This is a genomic window from Curtobacterium sp. MCBA15_016 (assembly GCF_001865105.1).
In the GTDB taxonomy this organism is placed as follows: Bacteria; Actinomycetota; Actinomycetes; order Actinomycetales; family Microbacteriaceae; genus Curtobacterium.
Map to the genome: position 1 here is coordinate 147,220 of NZ_MJGR01000016.1, position 1,372 is coordinate 148,591.

Annotated in this window: 1 protein-coding gene; it reads right to left on the reverse strand. The window is 70.8% G+C overall.

What is annotated here, in order from left to right:
* Nucleotides 1-255: 255 nt before the first annotated feature.
* A complete protein-coding gene (gene coaA, locus BIV03_RS07600; protein WP_071295218.1) occupies nt 256-1,200 on the reverse strand; it encodes a type I pantothenate kinase in 945 nt (314 codons plus the stop codon).
* Between the last annotated feature and the right edge of the window lie 172 nt (nt 1,201-1,372).

Here is a 1,372-nt window from a genome sequence, read left to right on the forward strand (position 1 = left end):
CGTGGTTCCGACGGACTTTGCTTGTGCGGCGGCGGCTCGAGCCGCCCCGCGGCGGCGGCGCGCGGCGCCGGCCGCACCGGCGGCCCGGGCGGCAGCCGCCCGGCCGAGCCGCGTCGAACCACGGATGCGACATCGCACCAGCCCCCTCGCCCGGTTCCACGTCGGATTCGTGGTTCGGTGCAGCGGCCCGCCGCCGGCGGCGCCCCGCGCCCCGCGGCGCCCCGCGCCGCTCGCGGCCCCGCGGCGCCCCGCGCGTCAGATCTTGCGGAGCAACACCGACGACACCTTGTGGTCCGCCGCCTTCTTCAACACGAGGGTCGCCCGGGAGCGCGTCGGCAACACGTTCTCGATGAGGTTCGGCTCGTTGATCGCCCGCCACACCTCGGTCGCCGTCTGCACGGCATCCGACCGGGAGAGCGAGGCGAACCGGTGGAAGAACGAGTCCGGGCTCGCGAAGGCCTCTTCCTGCAGCGCGAGGAACCGGTCGACGTACCAGGCCTCGATGTCCTTCGTCTTCGCGTCGACGTAGATCGTGAAGTCGAAGAGGTCGGACAGTGCCAGCCGCCCGTGCACCGGCGGCGCGAGCACGTTCAGGCCCTCGACGATGAGGATGTCCGGCTGTCGTACCACGATCTCGGCGTCCGGCACGATGTCGTACACGAGGTGCGAGTAGTACGGCGCTCGGACCTCGGTCGCGCCGCTCTTCACCTGGCTCACGAAGCGCAGCAGGGCCCGGCGGTCGTAGGACTCCGGGAAGCCCTTGCGGTCCATGATCCCGCGCCGCTCGAGCTCGGCGTTGGAGTAGAGGAACCCGTCGGTGGTCACGAGCTCCACGCGCGGGGTGTCCGGCCAGCGCTTCGTCAGCTCGCGGAGCAGTCGTGCGACGGTCGACTTGCCGACGGCGACCGACCCGGCGACACCGATCACGAACGGCGTCCGCCCGGCTCGGTCACCCAGGAAGGCCGACGTCGACGCGTGCAGGTTCCGTGCGCCCGCCGCGTAGAGCGTCAGCAGGCGGGACAGCGGCAGGTAGACCTCCTGCACCTCCTGCATGTCGAGGCGGTCACCGAGACCGCGCAGCTGCACGATCTCGGTCTCGGTGAGGGACAGGTGCTCCTTCGGAGCGAGCTGCGACCACTCGCCACGCGGGATCTCCACGAAGGGGGTCGGGTGCGCGACGGTGGTCTCCGGGATCGGCATGGGAACGAGCGTACAGACGGGAGGCGCGGATCACGTGAGCCGACCAGCTCGCGTGATCCGCGCCTCCCGTCCGACGTCAACGTCCGGTGAAGGTGTGGGTGATGGTGTCGGTGCCGGAGGTGAACTTCCAGGTGACACTGTCGGTGGTGTAGGTGCCGCCGGTGGTGAAGGT

Coding starts and splice junctions, on each gene's coding strand:
- coaA (WP_071295218.1), bottom strand. CDS start 1,200: ATGCCGATCCCGGAGACCACCGTCGCGCACCCGACCCCCTTCGTGGAG.